General features: G+C 42.4%; 18 protein-coding genes and 3 pseudogenes. 16 read left to right on the top strand and 5 right to left on the bottom strand.

The annotated features are described in order from the left end of the window. Positions 1-294: 294 nt before the first annotated feature. On the bottom strand, positions 295-864 hold the full coding sequence (locus tag NXV01_RS18225) for a UpxY family transcription antiterminator (protein WP_259023036.1): 570 nt from the start codon (positions 862-864) through the stop codon (positions 295-297). Positions 865-1,218: 354 nt separating this feature from the next. Further along, positions 1,219-2,173, bottom strand: a pseudogene (locus NXV01_RS18230) (tyrosine-type DNA invertase cluster 3b). A 131-nt stretch (positions 2,174-2,304) separates the two neighbouring features. On the opposite strand from NXV01_RS18230, the gene NXV01_RS18235 reads away from it, so the two are divergent. From NXV01_RS18235 to glyA, 8 genes and pseudogenes are all read left to right on the top strand, one after another. Beyond that, positions 2,305-2,715: a DUF4119 family protein gene (locus tag NXV01_RS18235; RefSeq protein WP_004295796.1), complete on the top strand. Its 411-nt coding sequence runs from the start codon at positions 2,305-2,307 to the stop codon at positions 2,713-2,715. Positions 2,716-2,943: 228 nt separating this feature from the next. Continuing rightward, complete coding sequence (locus NXV01_RS18240) at positions 2,944-3,288, top strand: SH3 beta-barrel fold-containing protein (RefSeq protein ID WP_008648001.1); 345 nt, start codon at positions 2,944-2,946, stop codon at positions 3,286-3,288. A gap of 23 nt (positions 3,289-3,311) precedes the next feature. Next, positions 3,312-4,089, top strand: a pseudogene (locus NXV01_RS18245) (DUF4373 domain-containing protein). Positions 4,090-4,201: 112 nt separating this feature from the next. Continuing rightward, positions 4,202-5,143 carry an aspartate carbamoyltransferase gene (gene pyrB / locus NXV01_RS18250; protein WP_122137587.1) on the top strand — a complete coding sequence of 314 codons (942 nt, stop codon included), beginning with the start codon at positions 4,202-4,204 and terminating at the stop codon, positions 5,141-5,143. Next, positions 5,140-5,601, top strand: coding sequence for an aspartate carbamoyltransferase regulatory subunit (gene pyrI, locus NXV01_RS18255; RefSeq protein ID WP_032843517.1), 462 nt, complete (start codon positions 5,140-5,142; stop codon positions 5,599-5,601). The genes pyrB and pyrI overlap by 4 nt, the downstream gene beginning before the upstream one ends. Before the next feature lie 131 nt (positions 5,602-5,732). Beyond that, entirely contained in the window at positions 5,733-6,302 is a 570-nt protein-coding gene (locus NXV01_RS18260) for a flavin reductase family protein (protein ID WP_117935606.1), read from the top strand. A gap of 16 nt (positions 6,303-6,318) precedes the next feature. Then, positions 6,319-7,056, top strand: a complete 738-nt coding sequence (locus tag NXV01_RS18265) for a porin family protein (protein WP_217723259.1) — start codon at positions 6,319-6,321, stop codon at positions 7,054-7,056. Between the two features lie 175 nt (positions 7,057-7,231). Continuing rightward, on the top strand, positions 7,232-8,512 hold the full coding sequence (gene glyA, locus NXV01_RS18270; RefSeq protein ID WP_122137591.1) for a serine hydroxymethyltransferase: 1,281 nt from the start codon (positions 7,232-7,234) through the stop codon (positions 8,510-8,512). 336 nt (positions 8,513-8,848) lie between these two features. Here the strand turns inward: glyA and NXV01_RS18275 are convergent. Beyond that, positions 8,849-10,515: pseudogene (locus NXV01_RS18275) on the bottom strand (formate--tetrahydrofolate ligase). Between the two features lie 168 nt (positions 10,516-10,683). Here NXV01_RS18275 and aspT point away from each other — a divergent pair. Both aspT and aspD read left to right on the top strand, forming a co-directional pair. Continuing rightward, positions 10,684-12,378, top strand: a complete 1,695-nt coding sequence (gene aspT / locus NXV01_RS18280) for an aspartate-alanine antiporter (protein ID WP_149940478.1) — start codon at positions 10,684-10,686, stop codon at positions 12,376-12,378. A 22-nt stretch (positions 12,379-12,400) separates the two neighbouring features. After that, positions 12,401-14,035 carry an aspartate 4-decarboxylase gene (gene aspD, locus NXV01_RS18285; protein WP_122137594.1) on the top strand — a complete coding sequence of 545 codons (1,635 nt, stop codon included), beginning with the start codon at positions 12,401-12,403 and terminating at the stop codon, positions 14,033-14,035. A gap of 9 nt (positions 14,036-14,044) precedes the next feature. On the opposite strand, the gene NXV01_RS18290 is transcribed toward aspD, so the two are convergent. Continuing rightward, positions 14,045-16,153 carry an outer membrane beta-barrel family protein gene (locus tag NXV01_RS18290; protein ID WP_259023037.1) on the bottom strand — a complete coding sequence of 703 codons (2,109 nt, stop codon included), beginning with the start codon at positions 16,151-16,153 and terminating at the stop codon, positions 14,045-14,047. 132 nt (positions 16,154-16,285) lie between these two features. Between NXV01_RS18290 and NXV01_RS18295 the strand changes: the two genes are divergently transcribed. From NXV01_RS18295 to NXV01_RS18310, 4 genes are all read left to right on the top strand, one after another. Continuing rightward, a complete protein-coding gene (locus NXV01_RS18295; RefSeq protein ID WP_259023038.1) occupies positions 16,286-17,803 on the top strand; it encodes a sensor histidine kinase KdpD in 1,518 nt (505 codons plus the stop codon). 12 nt (positions 17,804-17,815) lie between these two features. Then, positions 17,816-18,511 carry a response regulator transcription factor gene (locus tag NXV01_RS18300; protein ID WP_217723252.1) on the top strand — a complete coding sequence of 232 codons (696 nt, stop codon included), beginning with the start codon at positions 17,816-17,818 and terminating at the stop codon, positions 18,509-18,511. 23 nt (positions 18,512-18,534) lie between these two features. Beyond that, complete coding sequence (locus NXV01_RS18305) at positions 18,535-19,308, top strand: hypothetical protein (RefSeq protein WP_259023039.1); 774 nt, start codon at positions 18,535-18,537, stop codon at positions 19,306-19,308. A gap of 81 nt (positions 19,309-19,389) precedes the next feature. Continuing rightward, the gene (locus NXV01_RS18310) at positions 19,390-19,938 is read left to right on the top strand and encodes an occludin (protein WP_259023040.1); all 549 of its coding nucleotides are present in this window, start codon (positions 19,390-19,392) and stop codon (positions 19,936-19,938) included. A gap of 140 nt (positions 19,939-20,078) precedes the next feature. Here NXV01_RS18310 and NXV01_RS18315 read toward each other — a convergent pair whose 3' ends face one another. After that, positions 20,079-21,086, bottom strand: a complete 1,008-nt coding sequence (locus NXV01_RS18315; protein ID WP_004295777.1) for an SDR family oxidoreductase — start codon at positions 21,084-21,086, stop codon at positions 20,079-20,081. A gap of 203 nt (positions 21,087-21,289) precedes the next feature. On the opposite strand from NXV01_RS18315, the gene NXV01_RS18320 reads away from it, so the two are divergent. Both NXV01_RS18320 and NXV01_RS18325 read left to right on the top strand, forming a co-directional pair. Continuing rightward, positions 21,290-22,192: an AraC family transcriptional regulator gene (locus tag NXV01_RS18320; RefSeq protein WP_004295775.1), complete on the top strand. Its 903-nt coding sequence runs from the start codon at positions 21,290-21,292 to the stop codon at positions 22,190-22,192. 139 nt (positions 22,193-22,331) lie between these two features. Then, positions 22,332-23,123: a helix-turn-helix domain-containing protein gene (locus NXV01_RS18325; RefSeq protein ID WP_409012937.1), complete on the top strand. Its 792-nt coding sequence runs from the start codon at positions 22,332-22,334 to the stop codon at positions 23,121-23,123. The last annotated feature ends 171 nt before the right edge of the window (positions 23,124-23,294 follow it).

The following is a 23,294-nucleotide window of genomic DNA, read 5'->3' on the forward strand; positions in this document are numbered from 1 at the left end:
CAGGTGAACCAAGTGCTAACAACACTCTGGAATGTTTTTATTCACAAACGAGCGAAAACCTATGATAGAACCATCGCCTATTGCCACACCTTTCATTATAATTGATTGCGGCGCTATTCAAACATAATTTCCAATAGAAACACTTTTAGTTTTGTTTATTCTTTGGTTTATATGTAAATCATATATAGCATAAGAATCACTAGTACGTACAATAACATTATTGCTAAACATACAATCTCTTCCTATTTCTAAATTTGAGTCCAAATTTGAGTTCTTCTCAAAAAAATGCATATTTTAAGTTCTTACAGACTCCACAAATCCCACCGGCATATCTGCACAAGCACACCCCAGCATATTCAACCGAACAGCAATTTTGCTTCTACCATCTATCGTAACAAGTTCTCCTACAAGACCAGTCAAAGGACCTTTAATGACACGCACTTTTTCACCACGTGCCAAAGGAGCGCTATTCATACAGATTGCCTCTTCGGAATAGTCGAGCATAAAACGGAAACGGGCCATTTGTTCATCAGGAATGATAGTCGGACTGCTCTCACCGCGCATTACCATATACCGACTAACTGTAGAAAAGGAAAGAACCTCTTTACGTTCTTTAGGATCAGCATGTACAAAGACCATCATGGGAAGCAGCACGGATTCAACCACTTTACGGCGGTCGCTCCATTGATGTACTTCTTGCTGGACCGGTACAAAATTTTCAATCCCCATTTTGTCTAAACGTTCGGCTACCTTCTTCTCATGATGCATACGGACCAGAGCGACATACCAGCGTTTAGAGTGTGCTACGCCTTCCCCTGTCCCAATTTTAGGCCCAGCACTTAAAGTTTCTTTCGTTAGAATCATACTTTTTTACCCCTTAAGTTTCCGTTACTTCTTAGGTAACGGATAAGGTATTCATTCACAGGAAAACAGATGAAAACAGAAAAACATGGACAAGAACCGCCTACAGGAATGTTTTTCTAACCTACGCGAAGGGAAAAACATCTTTGAAAACAGAATATAAGAATATCGGGCATGATAAAACAAAACCATCATGTCCTGATATATTTTTGTTGCATATTTCAACAAATCAGAAAAAAAAGAAGATTTTACTTGTTTACTATTTGTATTTTTGCATATCTTTGCACCGAATAATTATCCGTTACCTAAGAAGTAACAGAAACATTTCGCCCTTGATTTCTAACACTTTACCGTTAATTATCTACCTAAACGATAGTTCCTAATGTAAGATAAATTCCCTTTATTTACCTCTGTACGTTCTCTTAGCTCAAAACCTTTCAAATAGATTTGTGTGGTTTTTATTGATTTGTGTCCCAATGATTCACTGATCATTTCAATTGGCACTCCACGATACTTGGCTGTCGTTGCCCAGGAATGACGGAGTGTGTAAGAAGAAACGGGAGAATGCAAACGCAGAGCTCTCGCCAAATCCTTCAAACGATTATTGAATCTCCGAAGAGCAGACTGATATTCACGGTATGCTCTTTCATCCTTCCGTTTTTTATTACCGCAAAGTATGTCGAACAGATAGTCCGGACAATCAGGAATGGGTTCCTGATTACTTCGGAGTTGATTAATCATTCCCCTGGCAGTATCAAGCACTTCCACGCTCATGGGAGTTTTCGTCTTGATTCGATTATAGCGTAATACACTCTGATCTAAAGCCGATTTTTCCAGATGCGCTAAATCAGCGAATGACATTCCACAAAACTGGAACATCAGAGCAGCAATAGTTTGTGTACGACGTAAACGCTCCGATTTGGGATCCTCATACAAAAGTCTGTGCAACTCACCGGCAGGCAAAGCTTTCTTTTGTCGGACATCCACACCTGTATAGACATCATGAAATAATCGGGGAACATAAGGTGCACTCCCTGCTTCCACTCCCCCGATTGTAAATACTACGAAGCATACGCATATACGTAGAAATCGTATTAGGCTTCAAACCACACTCATAAAGATACTGACCATAACGTCGCAAACGTTCTTTGGTGACCTGTCTGAACGACATATTCAACGTACCACAAAACTTACTGAAAGAATAAAGGGCATTCTTATAGACATGCGCTGTAGAATAGCGCCCCTCCTTTCGTAAACGATTGATGTAGTTCTCCCCACATCGACTGAATCCATTTTTATTCATCATTTGCATCACTAGTTATTTTATATATATACTATTTGGCAAGCGACAAAAGAACAAATCTTTTTGCAGGTTCAATTTCACTTTCCAGATATTATTTTTAGAATTAACACATGTTTAACCAACGTTAAAATTAGTAGATTATGAAAAGTAAAAATGCCAAAAAAGGTAGTAAAAACGACAAGGTAAAAAGAAATGTCCAAACAATGAAAAAAGCTCCAGGGAAGCATTCAAAGGAAGAAATCATCAGTGAAGAAGAGCTGGATAACAGAATAGCAATCGACGGAGATATCCGCCTTTATTTCACCATGTATTTAAAAATCTTTATTGATGGACATTTCCGCCATCCTAAGAAGAAAAAGCTGATAAATCTAGCCCAATATATCTATGACCAAAAAGTATTATACATCCACAAACATGGCGGCTATAAGTTAATGGAACTTAGCAGTATACATGCTGAATTGGGTGCATTGAAAAAACCTGTTGAGGAAGAGTACATGAAAGAAAAAAAGGAAAAAAGAGAACAGGCTGAAAAGGTCAAAAGCAAGTACTAAGAAAAAATAATGGGACAGTTGGAATATAAGGCTTACCTTCGCCGCCGTTTTCAACCGGTCGAAAACTAACAGATTTTCTCTTAAAAAAATAGTGACGGTATGCTATCGTTATAGCGTCACTATAATGAAAGGATAGTGACGCTATGACAACAACATACCGTCACTATCTATAAGGGAAGATTTACGCTCAAACAGAAATTTATTTTTCAAAATTAAAAACAGAAGAAAATGAGACAAAAAATCAGGAAAGGCAAGTTAGAAGCTTGCAAATTAGTATGGAAAAAACGTATTACTGCTGAAAAGGGGATTTCGGATAAATGTGCGGAGAGAATTGTACAAGAGTGCATTAAACTAATAGATCGCATGTTGTATGGAAATGTAGTGATAGCTTTTTACAAGCAGGATGGCACGTTTTGTCTGGAAAGAGGAACACTGGTAGGATATGAAAAATTCTTCCATAGAGAATTCAATATCACAGCAAAACAAGAGTCTATTCTCTATTGGAGTGAAGAACAAAAAGGATGGAGAAGATTTATGATCGGGAACCTGATGGAGTGGAGAGCTATTGTATAAGTTAGATTAAAATATATTGAACAATGAATATGATTAATAAAGGGATACCTTACTTTCCGACACCGGCAAACTTCTTTGACGAAGAAGTGATGGAACTATTAGAAGCTAAGTTTGGAGTATTAGCTTCTTACATTGTCATGCGATTGCTTTGTAAAATATATAAAGAGGGATATTATATCTCTTGGGGAAAGGAACAAAACCTGATTTTCGTCCGTAAAGTGGGCGGCGGGATCAAAGAGGACATGATGGAAAAGATTGTCGACCTGTTATTGGAGAAAGGATTTTTCCATAAAGAAACCTACGAAAAATACGGCATACTCACTTCGGAACAGATTCAAAGGGTGTGGTTCGAAGCCACTACACGGAGGAAAATAGATTTCTCCCAACTACCTTATCTATTAGAGACCAAGAAGAAAAAAAGGGATGCAAAAAGAAGAGTTGAACGCGGAAAATGCAGACATTTTTGAAACTCAAGAGGAGGTGAGTCAAGAAAATGCAGACATTTTCCGACAAACTAAACTAAAGGAAACTAAACTAAATCATGAAGAAGAAACCAACGTTGTTTCGATTGAGATTCCGGGGTATGCCTACAATCTGGCTACACACAACATCGCAGGATTGATGGAGAGCCTGGACAACCATAAAGTGACTGACCAGAAAGAGAAACAGACGATTCTGCGGTTATCGGACTATGGCAGGAAAGGCACCCAGGTGTGGAAACTGCTCTCCAATACGACCTGGAGCAAAATCGGAGCACCGGGGAAATATATCATTGCAGCGTTAGCCGGCGGACGGAAATAAACCGACTGATTAAAAGCTGATAAAAAAGGTACGAAAAATCTGTGCTTTTCACAAATTCTTCGTACCTTTACGCTCCGGTAAAACAAGTTCTATCCACATAAAAGATAACAAAATGGAAAACAGAAGTTTAGTAACCATTGCCGAACATTCTAAAGAAAAAATCCTCTACATGCTCGAAATGGCGAAGCAGTTTGAAATGAACCCCAATCGCCGGTTATTACAAGGAAAGGTTGTAGCAACCCTGTTCTTTGAACCTTCCACCCGTACCCGCTTGAGTTTTGAAACAGCTGCCAACCGTCTCGGTGCACGAGTAATCGGATTCTCTGACCCCAAAGCTACCAGCTCTGCCAAAGGGGAAACACTTAAAGACACGATCATGATGGTGAGCAACTATGCAGATATTATCGTCATGCGACATCATCTCGAAGGAGCTGCACGGTATGCCAGCGAAGTAGCCCCGGTGCCTATTGTCAACGCAGGTGACGGAGCCAACCAGCACCCGTCGCAAACGATGCTCGACCTCTACTCTATCTACAAGACACAAGGTACGCTGGAAAATCTGAACATTTTCCTGGTGGGTGACTTGAAATACGGTCGCACCGTACATTCATTGCTGATGGCGATGCGACACTTTAATCCGACTTTCCATTTCATCGCTCCCGAAGAGCTGAAAATGCCGGAAGAATACAAACTTTACTGTAAAACTCACCAAATAAAATACGTTGAACATACGGAATTTAACGAAGAGATTATCGCTGATGCTGATATTCTGTATATGACCCGTGTGCAACGCGAACGTTTCACCGATTTGATGGAATATGAACGGGTGAAGAATGTATATATTCTCCGTAACAAAATGCTGGAGAACACACGTCCGAACCTGCGTATCCTGCACCCGCTTCCCCGCGTCAACGAAATTGCCTACGATGTGGATGACAACCCGAAAGCATATTATTTCCAACAGGCACAAAACGGTCTGTATGCCCGCGAAGCAATCCTTTGCGATGTATTAGGTATCACATTAGATGACGTTAAAAACGATATTTTATTATGAGCGAAAATAAACAAGAATTGCAAGTAGCTGCCCTGAAAAACGGGACAGTGATTGACCATATCCCATCCGAAAAGCTCTTTACCGTAGTGCAACTGCTCGGTGTGGAACAGATGACCAGCAATATCACTATCGGATTCAACCTCGACAGCAAGAAGCTGGGTAAAAAGGGGATCATCAAGATTGCAGATAAATTCTTCTGCGACGAAGAGATTAACCGTATTTCAGTAGTTGCCCCACACGTCAAGCTGAATATCATCCGCGATTACGAAGTAGTGGAAAAGAAAGAGGTGAAAATGCCGGATGAACTTCGTGGCATCGTGAAATGTGCCAATCCGAAATGTATCACCAACAACGAACCGATGGCCACTATCTTTCATGTGATAGATAAGGATAATTGCATCGTTAAATGTCATTATTGCGAGAAAGAACAGAAACGTGAAGAGATTACAATCCTCTAACTCCTATTCACCACAGAGGACACAGAGGACACAGAGTTTTATTTCTTTGAAAAAAAAGTTTTTTTACTCTCTGTACCTCAATATACTCTGTGTCCTCTGTGTCCTCTGTGGTGAAAAAAGATATAAGTAGTATGAAACAGGACTGGAAACCAGGAACGATGATTTATCCGCTGCCGGCTGTACTGGTGAGCTGCGGAAAAGAAGAAAGCGAATATAATATTATCACAGTAGCATGGACGGGTACGATTTGTACAAACCCGCCCATGTGTTATATATCCGTACGTCCGGAGCGCCATTCTTATGACATTATCAAAAAAAACATGGAGTTTGTCATCAACCTGACAACGAAAGATATGGCTTTTGCCACCGACTGGTGCGGAGTTCGTTCGGGACGTGATTATCATAAATTTGATGAGATGAAGCTGACACCCGGACAGTGTACGGTGGTCAGTGCCCCGTTGATTGAAGAATCTCCTCTTTGCATTGAATGCCGTGTGAAAGAAATCATCTCTCTCGGCTCACACGATATGTTTATCGCTGACGTGGTAAATGTCCGTGCGGACGACCGGAACCTGAATCCTGAAACCGGAAAGCTGGAACTGGCAGAAGCCAATCCGCTGGTATATGTGCACGGAGGATATTATAATCTGGGAGAGAAAATCGGTAAGTTCGGTTGGAGTGTGGAAAAGAAGAAATCATAAAAAGTGCGATATTGCCATGAATATGCTGCGTAAATTCATTCTTCCCGGTTTGTTAGCCATAGCCTGCACGGCTGTCGGTCAGAATTATAATGCAGATAGAGTGGACCGCCCCAATACAAGAAAAATAAATATCGGTATCAAGGCGGGATTCAACTCTTCCATGTTCATGGTGTCTGAACTGAAAATTAAGGATGTGACTATCGATGAGGTGCAGAACAACTATAAGATAGGTTATTTCGGCGCCCTCTTTATGCGCATCAATATGAAGAAGCATTTCATTCAGCCGGAAGTGTCCTATAATGTAAGCAAATGTGAGATCACTTTCGATAAGCTCGGTTCGCAGCATCCTGCCATCGAACCTGATTATGCTTCGGTGCAATCGGTGCTGCACAGTATCGATTTTCCCATATTATATGGTTATAATGTGGTGAAAAAAGGACCTTATGGAATGTCTATCTTCGCAGGTCCCAAACTTCGCTATTTATGGGGAAAGCACAATGAAATCACTTTTAAGAATTTCGACCAGAAGGGGATTCATGAAAGGCTGTATCCGTTCAATGTCAGTGCAGTGATCGGCGTAGGCGTCAACATCTCCCGTATCTTCTTCGATTTCCGTTACGAGCAAGGCCTTGGAAACATCTCCAAGTCCATCATTTACGACAACATCAATTCTGACGGAAGCACGGGGGTGAGCAATATTATTTTCCGTCGCCGCGACAGCGCATTAAGTTTTTCGCTGGGATTCATTCTTTAAGAAATTGAGAGTTGAAAATTGAGAATTGAAAAATAAAGAGTGGCGGTTCAAAGGGTTGAATGTTTAAAGATTGTCAATTGTCAGGGGGCAATTGTCAATTATCCTTTGTTTTCATTAACTTTGTGCGCTTAAAATAGGTATCTCGAATTAGAAATTTAATCTTACTTATAAAAGAATGAAAAGAGACGACATCATTTTCGACATTATCGAAAAAGAGCATCAACGTCAGTTGAAAGGAATCGAACTTATTGCATCAGAAAATTTTGTGAGTGACCAGGTTATGCAGGCAATGGGTTCTTGTCTGACTAACAAGTACGCAGAAGGTTATCCCGGCAAACGTTACTACGGAGGTTGCGAAGTAGTAGACCAAAGCGAACAAATCGCTATCGACCGCCTGAAAGAAATTTTTGGCGCTGAATGGGCAAACGTACAGCCACACTCGGGAGCACAAGCTAATGCCGCTGTTTTCCTCGCAGTTCTGAATCCGGGCGACAAATTCATGGGATTAAATCTTGCACACGGCGGACACCTTTCTCATGGCTCACTGGTAAACACCTCCGGTATCATCTATACTCCTTGCGAATATAACCTGAATCAGGAAACCGGACGCGTTGACTACGACCAGATGGAAGAAGTCGCTCTGCGTGAGAAACCGAAAATGATTATCGGTGGTGGTTCTGCATACTCCCGTGAATGGGATTACAAACGTATGCGTGAAATCGCTGACAAAGTAGGCGCTATCCTGATGATCGACATGGCTCACCCTGCCGGTCTGATCGCTGCCGGAGTGCTCGAAAATCCGGTTAAATATGCACATATCGTCACTTCTACTACACATAAAACACTTCGCGGACCTCGTGGTGGTGTCATCATGATGGGTAAGGATTTCCCCAATCCGTGGGGTAAGACCACTCCGAAAGGTGAGATCAAAATGATGTCTCAATTACTGGATTCTGCCGTATTCCCAGGAGTTCAAGGTGGACCGTTGGAACATGTAATTGCTGCTAAAGCAGTTGCTTTCGGTGAAATCCTGCAACCTGAATTTAAGGAATATGCTAAACAAGTACAAAAGAACGCTGCTGTACTTGCACAGGCTTTGATTGACCGTGGCTTTACTATCGTTTCCGGTGGTACAGACAACCACTCTATGTTGGTCGACCTGCGTAGCAAATATCCTGAACTGACAGGTAAAGTGGCAGAAAAAGCATTGGTTTCTGCTGATATTACCGTTAACAAGAACATGGTTCCGTTCGACAGCCGTTCGGCTTTCCAGACTTCCGGTATCCGTTTGGGTACTCCTGCTATCACTACCCGTGGTGCAAAAGAAGACTTGATGCTCGAAATTGCCGAAATGATCGAGACTGTATTGTCTAACGTAGAAAATGAGGAAGTTATTGCAAAAGTACGTGCACGTGTCAATGAGACAATGAAGAAATATCCTCTTTTTGCTTATTAAAAAACAATTTCAAAGCTAATAGCTACAAATTGGCAGCTTTATTTTCCATTTAAGGTCTGCTCCTCGTAAAAGGAGCAGACTTTTTTATTTATTAACAATCCTATCCGAACCATCTGTCCGGAATTTCGTTTTTCTTACTATAAAAGAAATATATGATGTTATATATCACTTACAACAAGGACGAATTCAACCGTACAGTGTGCAAGAAGAGAAAATAGAAGCGCACTGGACTCTATATACAGTCATCCCCGTCTTTCCACATTTTATTTTATAGGGAAAGACGGGGATTTATTTTATCGGCACATCATACCGGAATATTTTTTTCTTGAGGATATATTAACTCAATCCTTCTATTTCTCCATCCACAATATCGATGTACAATGCTTGCGGTTCCTTGGGTAATCCCGGCATACGAAGAATTTCTCCGGCAATGGCTACAATCATTTCAGCTCCATTATTGATAACAATATCTTTAATATGGAACTCGAAGTTGTTTACCGCACCATAAATCTTCGGATCGGCAGAGAATGAATATTGTGTTTTAGCAATACAAACCGGATAATGAGTGATTCCCATTTTCTCAATCAGTTTGATACGACTGCGGGCGATACTGCTATAGGTAATAACGCTGGCTCCGTAAATATTAGTAGCTACCTTTTCGATCTTCTGCTGTATGCTATCTTCTTCTTTATAAGTGTAGCGTAAGGATTCTGACGGATTGTTCTCTATGGTATCTACCACCAGGCGAGCCATATCTACTGCTCCCTCTCCTCCTTCACTGAACGCATTGTTGATGGCAAAGCCCACTCCCAACTGTTCGCAATGTTCGCGCAGCAATTCCATTTCTTCGTCCGTATCGGATGCAAACTTATTGAAAGCTACAATGATTGTCTGACCGAATGAGCGAAGGTTACGAACGTGTTTGTCGAGATTACGCAATCCCTCTTTCAGTCCTTCCATATTCGGCTCTTTGATACGGTCGAGACTGACGCCTCCATGCATCTTCAATCCTTGTGCCGTAGCGACAATCACCGTGAGACGAGGTTGAAGCCCGCTCTTACGACATTTGATATTGTAGAACTTCTCCGCACCGAGATCAGCACCAAACCCGGCTTCCGTGATTACATAATCACCGAAAGACATGGCCAATTTGGTGGCAAGGATAGAGTTACAGCCATGGGCAATATTGGCAAACGGACCACCATGTACAAAAGCAGCGGTTCCTTCGGTAGTCTGCACTAAATTAGGATGAATCGCATCTTTCAATAACACGGTAATGGCTCCTGCTACTCCCAAATCTTTCACTGTGAAAGGTTGGTCGTCATACGTGAAGCCCAACAGGATATTTTCAATACGGCGACGCAGATCACTCACATCTTTAGAAAGGCAAAGAATTGCCATGATTTCCGAAGCAGGAGTGATATCGAAACCGGACTCCTGGGTAATCCCGTTGGATTTAGGTCCGAGGCCGACAACGATGCTACGCAATGAACGGTCGTTCACATCGAGCACTCTCCGCCAAAGGATTTCTTTCAGTCCGAAACCTTTTGCCTGGTTCTGATAGAGATAATTATCGAGCAAGGCGGCAATCATGTTATGAGCAGAAGTGATGGCATGAAAATCTCCGGTAAAATGGAGGTTAATCTTGTCCATCGGAAGCACTTGTGCATATCCTCCACCGGCTGCTCCCCCTTCATCCCGAAACACGGACCGAGAGACGGCTCGCGAAGAGCGACAATCGCATTTTTTCCAATTTTATTCAGTCCCAAAGCGAGACCGATAGATACTGTAGTTTTGCCGATGCCCGCTTTGGTTGCTGTGATAGCAGTTACCAGAATAAGATTGCTTTTCTTCACTTTCTCTTCATCAATCAGTTGTTCGGGGATCTTTGCAATGTAGCGGCCATAATTCTCCACTTCCTCGCGAGGGATTCCGATACCTTCGGCAACTTGCTTAATCTTCTTCAGCTCAATGCTGCGAGCAATTTCTATGTCTGATTTCATACAGAATATGATTAGTTTTATTTTTGAATGAACAAAAGTATAACAAAAAAGCGAAATAGAGAAATTTAAAGTCTATCGGATATTTATATCTCTATTTATCATAAACACTATAAACTCTTTCCACACAACAACTGTTGTAGATAGCATAACCTAAACAACAACTTAATTATGGAATGGATTATTAATCAACTAAGGGTACATCCTGAACTTGCTATTTTCCTTACGCTTTTTGCCGGATTCTGGCTCGGCAGACTCAAAATAGGAAAATTCTCCTTGGGGACAGTCACCAGCGTTCTTCTGGTCGGAGTATTGGTCGGACAACTGAATATCACTGTAGATGGTCCGATGAAAGCCGTGTTCTTTCTGCTTTTCTTATTTGCCGTTGGCTATAAGGTGGGTCCGCAGTTTTTCCGCGGATTGAAGAAAGACGGTCTGCCACAAGTAGGATTTGCCGTATTGATGTGTATTGTCAGTCTGGTAGCCCCGTGGATATTGGCCAAAATCATGGGATATCATGTAGGAGAAGCTGCCGGACTGTTGGCAGGCTCACAAACAATATCCGCCGTTATCGGCGTGGCAAGCGATACGATCAACCAGCTGGGAATCAGCGATGCACAGAAAGCCACGTTCATCAATGCAATTCCGGTAGCTTATGCCGTAACTTATATTTTCGGAACGGCCGGTTCGGCATGGATTCTGGCTTCTCTCGGCCCTAAGATGCTGGGGGGACTGGATAAGGTGAAAGCCGACTGCAAGGAACTGGAGGCTCAAATGGGAACATCGGAAGCTGATGAACCCGGATTTTCCCCGGCTCTTCGTCCGGTCGTATTCCGTGCTTATAAAATCACCAACGAATGGTTTGGCAAAGGAAAGAAAGTCAGTGAACTCGAAGCTTATTTATGCAAGAATGACAAACGTCTGTTTGTAGAACGGATTCGTCAAAAAAGAATGGTGAAGGAAGTAGATCCGAACCTGATTCTTCACAAGAACGACGAAGTGGTACTTAGCGGACGCCGTGAATTTGTGATTGGAGAAGAGGACTGGATAGGTCCGGAAGTGATCGATGCACAATTACTTGACTTCCCGGCAGAAACTCTTCCTGTAATGGTGACCCACCGGACTTTTGCCGGAGAAACAGTTTCCAAAATCAGATCGCAGAAGTTTATGCACGGGGTCAGCATCCGGAATATAAAGCGTGCCGGAATCAACGTTCCGGTATTACCTAAGACAATCGTAGATTCGGGAGACATTCTCGAACTTACCGGTCTTAAACATGAAGTGGAAAGTGCTGCCAAACAAATGGGCTATATTGACCGGCCTACCAATCAGACAGATATGATTTTCGTTGGATTGGGTATTTTGCTCGGTGGCCTTTTCGGTGCACTGGCTATTCATCTGGGAGGTGTTCCTATCAGTCTTTCTACCAGTGGAGGCGCATTGATAGCCGGACTTCTGTTCGGTTGGCTACGCAGCAAGCATCCTACTTTCGGAGGTATTCCCGAACCTTCTTTATGGGTATTGAATAATGTAGGACTGAATATGTTTATCGCAGTGGTCGGTATCGCTGCAGGTCCCAGTTTCATTGCCGGATTCAAGGAAGTAGGCGTCAGCCTGTTTATCGTCGGTGCATTGGCAACGGCTATCCCTCTCCTCGCCGGATTGCTGATGGCGAGATACCTGTTCAAGTTCCACCCTGCCCTGTCATTGGGATGTACGGCAGGAGCACGTACTACAACAGCTGCGTTGGGAGCTATTCAGGATGCAGTGGAAAGCGACACACCGGCATTGGGATATACGGTGACGTATGCAGTCGGCAATACACTCCTGATTATCTGGGGAGTTGTCATCGTGCTACTTATGTAAAACTAACTAACTAAATATCATTATGGAAAAGAAAACAAATAACCCTGCCATTACCAAAAGTTATGCCAAGAAAATGGAAACAATTAGCCCGTTCGAGCTGAAAAACAAACTGATCGATATGGCAGATGAAAGTATCAAGAAGATAGCACATACCATGTTGAATGCCGGAAGAGGCAACCCGAACTGGATTGCTACCGAACCACGCGAAGCCTTTTTTCTGCTGGGGCAATTCGGCCTTTGCGAATGTCGCCATGCGTTTTCACTGGAAGAAGGAATAGCAGGCATTCCGCAAAAGGCGGGAATTGCCGCCCGTTTCGAGGCTTTCCTGAAAGAAAACGAGAAAGCTCCCGGTGCTAACCTGTTGAAAGAGGGCTACAATTATATGCTGATGGAACATGCCGCCGATCCGGATACACTTATTCATGAATGGGCGGAATCGGTGATTGGCGACCAGTATCCTGTGCCCGACCGTATTTTACATTTTACGGAGTTAATCGTACAGGATTACCTGGCACAAGAGATGTGTGACCGCCGTCCGCCAAAAGGAACTTTTGACCTTTTCGCAACCGAAGGAGGTACGGCAGCCATGTGTTATCTGTTCGATTCATTGCAGGAGAATTTCCTGTTGAACCAGGGGGATGCCATTGCTTTAATGATTCCAGTGTTCACTCCTTATATAGAAATCCCGGAACTGCGACGCTATCAGTTCGACGTAACCGAAATTTCTGCTGACCAGATGACTCCTGACGGTTTACATACCTGGCAGTATAAGGATGAAGATATAGACAAGCTGAAAGATCCGCGGATCAAAGCATTATTTATCACCAATCCGAGTAATCCGCCCAGTTATGCGCTTAGTAAAGAGACTACCGAACGTATCATCAACATTGTGAAGAATGATAATCCGAACCTGATGATTATCACGGATGATGTGTACGGGACATTTATTCCTCATTTCCGTTCATTAATGGCAGAATTGCCGCATAATACGCTTTGCGTTTATTCGTTCTCCAAATATTTTGGAGCTACGGGATGGAGAACCGCAGTGATCGCTCTACACGAGGACAACATCTACGACAAAATGATTGCCCGCCTGTCGGAGGAGCAGAAATCAATATTGAACAAACGTTATTCCAGTCTTAGCCTACAACCGGAAAAGATGAAGTTTATCGACCGTATGGTGGCCGACAGCCGGCAGATTGCATTGAATCATACTGCAGGACTTTCTCTACCTCAACAAATGCAGATGAGTTTGTTTGCCATTTTCTCGCTTCTGGATAAAGAAGACAGTTATAAGAAAAAGATGCAGGAAATTATTCATCGTCGTCTGCATGCGTTGTGGGATAACACAGGTTTCACACTGGTGGAAGATCCGTTACGTGCCGGATATTATTCGGAGATCGATATGCTGGTATGGGCGAAGAAATTCTATGGGGATGACTTCGTTGCTTATCTGCAAAAGACCTACAATCCATTGGACGTGGTTTTCCGCCTGGCAAACGAAACTTCACTCGTTCTGTTGAATGGTGGTGGATTTGCCGGACCGAAATGGAGTGTGCGTGTGTCACTAGCCAACTTGAATGAAGCCGATTATGTGAAAATCGGACAAAGTATCAAGTGCGTCTTGGAAGAATATGCCAAAGCATGGAAGGCATAAAATCACCACTTATTTAAAGCGGGAAGTATCGACCTCTTCCCGCTTCTTCTCTTTGTACCCTCCGAATTTATAGTTAAACGAAATGCCGAATGTACGGGTGGTCCGCATATAGTGGTTTTTCACATTCTGCAATCCGTAACGGACTTGTGTCGAAATGGTGGAGGTATTGAACAGGTCGTCACACTTCAACGTCAATTGTGCTTTTCCTTTTGCAAAGGTGTAACGAAGCGCTGCATCCAGATTTCCCGAACGGGGAAGATCGAAAATTCCCTGTATGGCTTTATTTTGATAAAATCCGGTCAAGGTAAACTTTAAGTCGGGCTTGGTGGAAAGGGTGAATGTGTTGTTCATCGTCAAGACGAATGTATATAGTTTGCGGTCAAACGGGATATCCCAGAAATCACTATCTTTCTGGCGATAACGAAAACCGATAGCGGTGAAACGGGAGTCCAGCCATTTTTTCACCTTAAAGGGAACTATCATTACCAATCCGGCCTGTGATGAAAAATCAAAATTGAAGAATTTGTAAATCTCTACCAAGCGTTCCGGTGATTGGTAGAGGGTTTGCATTTGATTGTCTTTTGTATAGCTATAAAAGGCGGTAAAAACATACTTGCCTTTTAATATATAATTAAGGCTGGTTTCATAATTCGTGGCAGGTTTGAGATAAGGATTTCCTTGAATTTCAGAATATGCTCCCATGTAAGAGATTGCATTCTGTACGCTCCAGTATTCAGGATATTCCTTGTCACTACTCAATGAGAGCTGGAGGACATGTCCGGCAGCGGGTATATAAGTTAGATTAGCTACCGGGTACAGGCTCCATTCATTCCAGATATTTGTATGATACTGCTCCGCTGCCAGAGAAACATCGGCCGAGAGTTTTTCACCGAAGCTTTTACTCAGTCCGGCATACACATTCAGGGTTTGCTCGCGACGGCGGGAGGTCATGTTATTATCCGGTAACAGGTTGTCTGTTTCCGGGTCATAATACCTTTGATAACTATGGTCTAAAGCGGTCGTATAGGTTATGCCATAATTCAATCCCCAGCCTTTGCCCAAAGTATGTTCTTGTCCGGCATAGAAACGCCATTGATTGATTTGCTGCTTATCCCGGCTTAGGAAGTTCATCGTCTCTGCTCCCATCGTGCTATGTAATAGTTCGCTACCGGGAGAATGATAGGATGTAAATGCTACGCCTGCTTTCAGTCCGAAAGGGGTTTGATAATCTAATTTTGCATTATGGAGCTGGCTGTCTCCCTGTGAATCGGTAACGGAATTCTGTGCACCGGTAGCTATGGAATAATGCTTGGAATCGGTAAAGGCTGTTGTATAGACCAAGCTTAACAGATGATTTTCAGCGAAAGAGTAGTCGATTCCGAGGCGCATCTGATGAGTGTTGGTACGGGAAGTCATGATTTCATCCATATCCATCTGATGCACCGAACCATCGGCCAACGTGTGAAGTGCTTCTTTCTCCGTAATCCTTCGGTCGCGATCATAAGAGTAAGAGTAAAGAAGATCTGCAGAGAATTTACGTCCGGAGTACAGAAGACTTCCACGTTCTGCCAAAGATTCGTAGTGATGTTGATTCAAAGCTGTATAAAGTTCTCCTTGAAGGGAAGATGCCTGTCCTGTGCCGGGTGCTAATATCAGGTTAATCATCGGTCCGCGTACCTGATAGCGTGCCGGAGCGGAATACATCACTTCCGCCTTCTCGATCCGGCTGACAGGGATCGATTTTAATAAAGCGTCTAATTGCTCGGCGGACAGTGTGGTAACTTTTCCGTTGATGACAACGGTAACTTCCTGGCCTCCCAACATCAGACTATTATTCATATTTACTATACCCGGAAGATTTTTCACAACATCATAGGCATTATCCACAGGCAGGTTACCTACCAGCCTCGGTACGTCATACACAAGTTTGCCTTGTTCGGCTTTCACTATCGGGCGTTCACCCGTAATCATTACTTCGGGCAATTCCTGAAACAAGCTATCCATATAACCTATATTCCTGATACTGTCGACAGGTTCCTGTGACTGTTGTCCGATTTGTGCTGTAGCAGATATCCACACGCAAAGAAAAGACATAAATAGTAAATTAATCCGTTTCATTTCGTCTTTATTTTTAGAATACGACAAAATACGGTAGAAAAAATGGATATTTGCGTTATCACTGGCTTATCTAGTGTTATTTAGTCTTATCAAAGAGAAGAATAAGAATAGTTTCCTATTATCTTTGTCAGTATGAAATTACCGCTAAAACATATCGTCATACTGGTTATCTGCTCGCTAATCGGAATTTTTGTTTATCAAGCTTATTGGTTGACAGGGCTTTACCGGTCGATGAAAATGGAAATGGAGAGCAATATCAGAGATGCAATGCGGACGAGTGACTTCAACGAGGTCGTGCTCCGGGTTAATGATTTGCAAAAAGATAATGTGGAACACGGTTCGCTAACGGTATCGGCCGGATATGATGCGGACGGCAATTCATTAGTGACCCAACAAACGATTTCTTATACGGATAGTAGCCGTCAGGATACGATACATTCCCGGACAGAAACTACCACAGACACGGTAAAAACCGTTGGCAATGCTTCTGAAGATTCCAAAGCTGTTGCAAGTAGCGAAAGCGGACTGGATGTATTATTGAAAAAGCAAGATTCGCTAAAGGAGTTGTTAATGAGTATTCAGCAGGGCATTCATTCAGGTGTGGACACTTATATAGATGTCAACCTGCAGCGATATGACAGTTTGCTCACCCATGTGATGAAAGAGCATAATCTTTCTATTCCTCATCACACTCTTTTGATTTATACAGGAACCAGTGCCGATTCTTCCATTGTATATACGGATACATTAGGTATTGCGGGAGATAGCAGTTATATTCCCAGTCCCAAGGCAATTCGCTATGACTATGAATTTAATATGCATCATAGCCAACGCTACCAACTGGTGTTCGAGCCGATCAATTCATTGGTATTAAAGCAGATGACAGGTATTCTGGTCACTTCATTTGTAATTCTTCTGATTCTCGGATTCTCTTTCTGGTTCCTTATCCGGACGCTCCTGAAACAGAAAACACTGGATGAAATGAAAAGTGATTTTACCAATAATATCACGCACGAATTAAAGACTCCCATTGCCGTAGCCTATGCGGCTAATGACGCATTACTGAACTTTAACCAAGCGGAAGAGAAAAGCAAGCGCGACCAGTATCTACGCATCAGTCAGGAGCAGTTGCAAAGGCTTAGCGGGCTGGTGGAACAGATTTTATCCATGGGAATGGAGCGTCGCAAAACGTTCCGTTTGCATCCGGAGGAAATCAACCTGAAGGAGCTGATTACTCCGCTCATGGAGCAGCACCAGCTAAAAGCGGACAAGCCTGTACATATCGAATTGGACATTAAACCGGAAACGCTTGTTATTGTTGCCGACCGTACGCATTTCAGCAACATCATCAGTAACTTGATAGATAATGCTGTGAAGTACTCGAAAGAGGAAGCCGAATTGTCTATTTCCTGCCGACAGACAGGGGGAACAGTAACCATCAGCGTTACCGACCGGGGAATCGGGATTCCACTTGATAAACAAAAGCATATATTTGATAAATTCTACCGGGTCCCGACGGGCAATCTTCATAATATAAAAGGTTACGGACTAGGACTGTTCTATGTCAAGAGCATGGTCGAAAAACATGGAGGGACTATCACCGTAAAGAGTGAACCGGACAAAGGAAGCACTTTTACCATTACTTTATAAACCCATAAAATCATGAGTAAAAACAAAATTACCGTATTACTGGTAGAAGACGAACAGACGCTCGCCATGATCATCAAAGATACACTTGAAGAAAATGATTTTATCATTCATACGGCGAATGACGGCGAGGAAGGTCTAAGCCTTTTCTTCGAACTTCATCCGGATATACTTGTAGCTGATGTGATGATGCCGAAAATGGATGGCTTTGAAATGGTACGTCGCATCCGCCAGACGGATAAACAGACTCCTATCTTATTCCTGACTGCCCGTTCGACCATCAATGATGTGGTGGAGGGCTTTGAACTCGGAGCGAATGATTACCTGAAAAAACCTTTCGGTATACAAGAGCTGATTATCCGAATCAAAGCACTGATGGGAAAGGCTTTTCTCTTCACAGAGAATAAGGTTGCCAATCATTTTGAGATAGGAAGTTATCTGTTTGATCCTGTTGCACAAACTTTATTACACGCAGGAACGAGACAGGAACTCTCTCATCGTGAATCGGAAATCCTGAAACGGCTTTGCGAAAACCGGAATCAGGTGGTCAACACGCAGGATGTCTTGCTCGAACTTTGGGGAGATGACAGTTTTTTCAATTCCCGAAGCTTGCATGTGTTCATTACCAAATTGCGGCATAAACTCTCGCAAGATGAACAGATACGTATTGTCAATGTACGGGGAATCGGTTATAAACTGATTGTCAACTAAACTCTTTAACACCGCAAAGTGCCATGAATAAAAGACAGTTCACAGGATTTATGTTTTTACTTTGTACCTGTACCGCATTTGCGCAACAGGTGGAAGTGAAAAAGGATAGCATCGGCCGTGCGGTTCTTCTGCCACCGGAGCAAAAGCAGCCATTAAATATGGATAAGGAGGGCTTCATCTTACCCGATATGAATATAACGCCGAATGACAGGAAGCCAACCATTCAAACGGATAGCATGACGCTTCATATATCTCCTCCCGAATTTATGGATACTCCCTGGCCTACTCCCAGACTGGGTACTTCTTTCGATCCTTTCAGCCGCGACTATAATCGGTCGGATATTTTCGGGATCAATGCTAACAGCTATTTAAGTACGTATAGTTTGCATAATACGTATCCTACCATGGGGACGCATATTCAGGTAGGTGCCATTTATACGTATGCCCCTAATGAACGATGGGAGTTTTCAGGTGGGCTGTTCAGTGCCAAGTATACAATGCCTTCTTTCCAACATGGCGCCAGAAATGATTTTGGTTTTAGCGGTTCGGCTGCTTACCGGATTAATAATTTTCTGCGTATACGGGCTTTCGGTGAATATTCTGTGAATGGCGAACGAAATGCTTCGCAGGGGTATCTCACTCCTATCTATCCGCAAAGCGGTTATGGCATGATTATTGAAATCAAGTTCAACGATTATATCGAACTCCATGGAGGCATGGAACGTTCATACAACCCGATGAAAAGGAAATGGGAGACGACTCCTGTCATTTATCCGGTGATTAAATTGAAAAGATAAGTTTTTTTCTAAGAAAACATAACGGAAGCGGATAGTCAGGTGGAAATTATCTATCTTTGTGGTAAATCAACCTTTACGAAGATGAAAAAACTGATTCTATTTCTTTCGCTGATATTATCAGTCGGTTTTGCATCCGCACAGTCGGAAATTCTTTCCGATAGTATTCGTCGTGCTCCATCTACCAATATCAAAGAGTTTGGTGGTTTTCTGCTGGATATGGGGTTAATGAACGTAGCAACTCCCGAACTTCCCAAGTTTAATTTAGATATGCCTAATATGACGAAAGATTATAATCAGCTCTTTCGTTTAAACACGGATATTACCTATTCTCAAGGATTCACTGACTCCTTTTCTTCGCCTTCTTACTCCGGGTTTTCCGGTTGGGGATACGGATATGGTTGGGGATTGTCTTCTTCTCCACAGTTTATGCAGATGGGATCTTTCAAACTGAAAAACGGAATGAGAATCAATACTTACGGAGATTACAACAAGGATGGCTGGCGGGTGCCTAACCGCAGCGCTATGCCTTGGGAAAGGAATAATTTCCGGGGAGCGTTCGAACTGAAATCTGCTAATGGTAATTTCGGAATACGAATTGAGGTGCAGCAAGGAAGAAATGCTCCTTATTAAATAATAATTAGGCACGGATTACACGGATTTCACGGTCTTTAGGGTTACCATTGCTGAAAAACAACCGCGTTAATCCGTGTAATCCGTGCCTAAAAAAATAGCAATTAATTAGTGGCAGGTAGTTATTAAAATCTGGTAAATCAGAAGGCTTTGTCTGCCGCACTGATTGCATTGGCTATACGGTCACACCACGAATCAAATTCCGGGTCAGGTGTTTGAGTTTCCGGATGAGAAAGCATATAATGTACAGCTTGCCGCAATCCGTCCGCCATGGAGATATGGCATATAAAATCCGGGACGAGCCGCTTTATCTTCGAATTATCGAAAACAACCGTAGCTGCTTTATCTCCTAAGAGTTCCCCCCTGAAATCATAATGATCGCTATGTTTGGCAAGGAAATCGGATGCTACGTGCAATGCGTTCAGAGGTTTGCCTAACGCATCGGCGATTGTCTGGTAAATCTGATTCCAAGTCATACTTTCATCGGTAGTGATATGAAAAGCGTTCCCAATGGCATGTGGATTCGCCATCAGTCCGACATAGCCTTTGGCAAAATCTTTGGAGTGAGTCAGTGTCCACAAAGAGGAGCCATCACCGGGAATAATGACAGGTTTTCCGTCAAGAATCCGTTTGAGAATCTGCCAGTTTCCCTTATCTCCATGTACGGCTACGGGAGGTTTGGTTCCGTTATAGGTATGGCTGGGACGAACGATGGTCACCGGAAAGCCACTTGTCCGGTAGGCTGACATCAATACTTCTTCCGCTTCTATCTTGTTTCTGGAATACTGCCAGTAGGGATTGACCAGAGGGGTGCTTTCGGTAATGCGATAATCAGTCAATGGCTTTTGATAGGCAGAGGCACTGCTGATAAAGATGTATTGCCGCGTTTTATTCTGAAACAGACGGATATCACGCTTTACGTCTTCTGCCGTATAACCGATGAATTGTGCAACCACATCGTAATGTTCAAGTGCGATGGCTTTTGCCACAGCTTCTTCATCATTAATATCCGCAATGATACTGTGAATTCCTTCCGGCATTTTTTTTGAGCCGCGGTTAAGGAGAGTAATCTCCCACCCTCTCTGTTGCGCCAATGCAACTACATCTGTACTGATAGTACCCGTTCCTCCAATGAATAATGCTTTCATAAAACCTGTTTTTTATATTCTCCGTAGCAAATATATCAATTCCATGACTTACTTCCAGCAATCATTGCCATTTATTTTTCCGTCCGCAAGTTTATGTAGTATACAGATTACTGATTCTTGTACCCTTATTACTGATTTGAAGAATGAAATAAAAAAGATACCTCCAAATGTTTTATCTTTGTATCAGATTAATAACAAAGCATATGGATGAAATAACAAAAATTGAAACCGTCGATCAGTATGACCAGTTGTTTGGACTGGAAACATTGCACCCTTTAGTTAATGTAATCGACTTCTCAAAAGCTACCAAGTCGGTTGAGTATATCCGTATGAACATCGGATTCTACTGTCTGTTCTTGAAAGATGCCAAATGCGGGGATCTCACATACGGACGTAAGAATTACGATTATCAGGAAGGAACGGTTGTCTGCATGGCACCGGGACAAGTGAGCGGAATAGACAACCGCAACCGTACGGCTCCCCGTACCAAGTCGATTGGAGTTTTATTCCACCCCGATTTAATCCGTGGAACTTCATTAGGACAGAATATCAAAAACTATACTTTTTTCTCTTACGAGGTCAATGAAGCATTGCATCTTTCAGATCAGGAAAGAGAAATCGTAACCGATTGTATACATAAAATCCGGCTCGAACTGGAGCATACTATCGATAAGCACAGTAAGCAACTTATCGTACGGAATATCGAACTGCTACTGGATTACTGTATGCGTTTCTACGAACGGCAGTTCATTACACGCAATCAGGCGAATAAAGATATAGTCGTTAAATTCGAGCAATTACTGGACGAATATTTCCAAAATCAGGTGGCAATGACCGAGGGACTGCCATCCGTGAAATACTTTGCAGACAAGGCATGCCTCTCTCCTAATTATTTCGGGGACCTGATAAAGAAAGAAACCGGAAAAACTGCACAGGAATATATCCAGTGCCGGATTATCGAACTGGCCAAAGAAAGAATACTGGAAGGTGTTCAAACTGTCAGCCAGGTAGCTTATGAACTGGGATTTCAATATCCACAGCACTTCAGCCGGTTATTTAAAAAGCATGTCGGCTGCACCCCGAACGAATATAAACAAAAAAACTAGAAGTATTTTAGATACAGGAGTCTCAACATCATGGGAGATAAAGTACTCAAAATAGGAACCGTGCATCAATGCAATTGTTGCCTGGGGGAGTAAGACACTACACCCGCTGGTAAGTGTCATTGATCTCTCAAAGGCTGACTTGTCAGCTCATACGGGCATCAAGTTCGACTTTTATACGATTCTATTGAGTGAGTGTAAATGTGAAGCGTATATGTATGGTCACCAGTATTATGATTTTTCGGATGGTACTTTGCTCTGCCTTAGTCCCGGAGAGTCTATCAATATGAAGGAAAACAGTAAGAATTTTCCCTCTAAAGGATGGATATTGGCTTTTCATCCCGATCTGATTTGTGGCACTCCGCTCGGACTTCATATACATAACTATACTTTCTTCTCTTATCTGCCTGAAGAAGCATTACATATATCTTTGCGCGAGAAGCAAATCATCCTGGAGTTTATGGATAAAATAAACCAGGAACTCGAGCGTTGCATTGACCGCCATAGCAAGAAGATAGTTTCCAAGTATATAGAACTATTGCTGGATTACTGCGTCCGTTTCTACGAACGTCAATTCATTACACGTAATGAAGCGAATAAAACGATTATCAAACAATTCGATAAAATCATAAATAACCATTTCGAAACGAAACAGGTATCGCCTGTTGATATACTTTCACATAAGTATTGCGCGAACCTGCTTCATTTGTCTCCTGAATATTTCAACGACTTACTGGAGTATGAAACGGGAAAATCATTTAAAGAGTATATCGAATTCAAACGCTTCGAGATTGCCAAAGATTGGTTGGTAAATACTGATAAAACGATCAATCAGATAACGCAAGAGCTGGGTTTTCAGAATCCACAGTATTTCAGCCGGTTATTTAAGAAAATCACAGGTTGTTCTCCGAATGATTTCAGGATGCCTAATTGAAAGTATATGTCAAAGGGATTAGAGGAAGATAAAGCAATCAAAAAGTCTTAATAAAAATTGAATTGGAATATCAAATTCTTAATCTATGTTATGAAACATACTTTTTTTCTTGGATTATTTGCTAAGTTGCCAAAAGTATGTACCTTTGCAATGTGTTTTTCATAGTATTAG

This window comes from Bacteroides sp. BFG-606, assembly GCF_024788145.1.
In the GTDB taxonomy this organism is placed as follows: domain Bacteria; phylum Bacteroidota; class Bacteroidia; order Bacteroidales; family Bacteroidaceae; genus Bacteroides; species Bacteroides vicugnae.